This is a genomic window from Immundisolibacter sp., from assembly GCF_028696615.1.
Classification (GTDB): domain Bacteria; phylum Pseudomonadota; class Gammaproteobacteria; order Immundisolibacterales; family Immundisolibacteraceae; genus Immundisolibacter.
The window spans coordinates 1-2,596 of record NZ_JAQVGQ010000316.1; the positions used below are offsets into that span (position 1 = coordinate 1).

The window sequence follows — 2,596 nt, forward strand, 5'->3', positions numbered from 1 at the left end:
CATCCGCAAGCCGCATTTCAAGCCGGCCATGCAGGCCATCCACGCCGCGGGCCTGGACACCATCGCCGCCTGCGGCGACGTGAACCGCAACGTGCTGGCGAGCGCCAACCCGTACCGCTCGCCGCTGCACGCGGAGGCCGGCGAGCTGGCGCGGGCCGTGAGTGAGCACCTGTTGCCGAAGACCAACGCCTACGCGGAAATCTGGCTCGACGCGCCGGCCGTGGACCCGAGCACGGAAGTCGAGCCCATCTACGGCCCGCTGTACCTGCCGCGCAAGTTCAAGATCGGCATCGCCGTGCCGCCGGACAACGACATGGACGTGTACGCGCAGGACCTGTCGTTCATCGCCGTCGAGGACAAGGGCGAGCTTGCCGGCTGGAACGTGCTGGCCGGCGGCGGCATGGGCATGACGCACGGCGAGAAGGCTACCTACCCGCGTCTGGCGGACCTGCTCGGTTTTTGCACGCCCGAGCAGGCGATCGCGGTGGCCGAGCAGGTGGTGTGCGTGCAGCGCGACTTCGGCGACCGCACGAACCGTCGCCACGCGCGCCTGAAGTACACCATCGACGACCGCGGCCTCGCGTGGTTCAAGGGCGAGCTCGAAAGCCGGCTGGGTTTTGCGCTGGCGCCGGCGCGGCCGTTCACCTTCGACCACAACACCGACGCGTTCGGTTGGCAGCAGGGCCCGGACGGGCGCTGGCACTACACGCTGTTCGTCGAGAACGGCCGCATCGCCGACCGCGGCGCGCGCCGCCTGCGCTCGGGGCTGCGCGAGATTGCCCGCGTGCACCGTGGCCTGTTCGCGCTCACCAACAACCAGAACGTCACCGTCGCCGGCATCGACGCCGCCCAGCGGCCGGCCATCGAGGCGCTGATCGCCGAGTACGGCCTCGAACGCGACGCCTCGCTGCTGCGGCAAAACGCCATGGCCTGCGTGGCGCTGCCGACCTGCGCGCTCGCCATGGCCGAGAGCGAGCGCTACCTGCCGCATCTGATCACGCGCCTGGACGGCGTGATCGATGCCTGCGGCCTGTCGGACACGCCGATCACGCTGCGCATGACCGGCTGCCCCAACGGCTGCGCGCGGCCGTACATCGCGGAGATTGGTCTCGTCGGCAAGGCGCCCGGCAAGTACAACCTGTACCTTGGCGCCGGCTTCCACGGCCAGCGCCTTGGCAAGCTGTACCGCGAGAACATCGGCGAGGACGCCATCGTCGAGGCACTGACGCCGCTGCTGCAGCGCTTTGCGGTCGAGCGGCAGAAGGGCGAGCACTTCGGCGATTTTCTGGTGCGCGCGGGCGTGGTGCCGGCGGTGGCGGCGGGGCGGCAGTTCCACGACTGACGCCGGGCGCGGTCAAGTCGTGGAGGGTCTGAACGCCCTGGCCGGCTTCGGCGTCGGCCTGCTGGTTGGCCTCACCGGCGTCGGCGGCGGTTCGCTGATGACGCCCATCCTGGTGCTGCTGTTCGGGCACGCGCCGGCGGTCGCGGTGGGCACCGACCTGTGGTTCGCGGCGCTCACCAAGTCCGCCGGCAGCGTGCTGCACCACGGCCGTGGCACGGTCGACTGGCAGGTACTGCGCCGCCTGTGGCTCGGCAGTCTGCCCGCGGCGCTGCTGACCTTGCTGTGGATGCACCTGAGCGGCTTCGGGCGGCAGGGCAACGGCGCACTGGTGGCGATCGTCGGCGGGGTGCTGCTGCTGACGGCGCTCGCCATGCTGTTCAAGAACCGCATCCACGCCGTTGGCCAGGGGCTGCGCACGCAAACGCCGGATGCCTTCAAGCGCGTGCAACCCGCGCTGACGGTCGTCGCCGGCGCCGTGCTCGGCGTTCTGGTCACGCTGACCTCCATCGGCGCCGGCGCGCTCGGCACGGTGATGCTGGTTTACCTGTACCCGCGCCGGCTCACGTCGGCGCGGCTGGTCGGCACCGACATCCTGCACGCGGTGCCACTGACCATCCTCGCCGGCACTGGCCACCTGCTGCTCGGCAACGTCGATTTGCCGCTGCTCGGCAGCCTGCTGCTGGGCTCGATTCCTGGTGTACTGCTGGGATCACACTACAGCAGCCGCGCGCCGGACGGCCTGCTGCGACCGGTGATCGCCGGCGTGCTGGTGTTGGTCGCGATCAAGATGTTGCTGGGCTGAGCCCCGCGGTGGGCGGCGCAAGCCAGGGATGGCTTGCAGGCAGATCGAGCGCATCCAGCGCTTGATCTGCGCAGGCTGTCGCGGACCGGTGCCGGGACGAGCCGAGTCGAGAAAGGGCAGGGACGCCCTTTCTCAACGGCCTGCTAAATACTCGCGTCGGGCAGCGGCGTGCGGTCGATCGGCGCCTCGCTTTCGCCCAGTGCCCGCGCCGGGCCGTGCAGGCCGCACTCGCGCGGGCCGTCCTGCTCCCACCACCAGCGCCCGGCGCGGGCGTCCTCGCCCACCGTGACGGCGCGCGTGCAGGGCGCGCAGCCGATGCTCGGGAAATGGCGGTCATGCAGGGCGTTGTACGGGATGTCGTGGGCGCGGATGAAGGCCCACACGTCGGCCTCACTCCACTCGGCCAGCGGGTTGAACTTGAAGATGCCGCGCTGCTCGTCCCATTCGCGCTC

3 protein-coding genes are annotated in these 2,596 nt (G+C 70.5%); 2 read left to right on the forward strand and 1 reads right to left on the reverse strand.

The genetic code is table 11. The features are described from left to right. Both PHC73_RS13770 and PHC73_RS13775 read left to right on the forward strand, forming a co-directional pair. On the forward strand, positions 1 to 1,342 hold a 1,342-nt coding region (locus tag PHC73_RS13770), incomplete at its 5' end, for an NADPH-dependent assimilatory sulfite reductase hemoprotein subunit (RefSeq protein WP_300129395.1). A 19-nt stretch (positions 1,343 to 1,361) separates the two neighbouring features. After that, positions 1,362 to 2,144 carry a sulfite exporter TauE/SafE family protein gene (locus PHC73_RS13775; protein WP_300129396.1) on the forward strand — a complete coding sequence of 261 codons (783 nt, stop codon included), beginning with the start codon at positions 1,362 to 1,364 and terminating at the stop codon, positions 2,142 to 2,144. A gap of 143 nt (positions 2,145 to 2,287) precedes the next feature. On the opposite strand, the gene PHC73_RS13780 is transcribed toward PHC73_RS13775, so the two are convergent. Next, a partial coding sequence (locus tag PHC73_RS13780; RefSeq protein ID WP_300129398.1) for a phosphoadenosine phosphosulfate reductase family protein occupies positions 2,288 to 2,596 on the reverse strand: 309 nt, incomplete at its 5' end.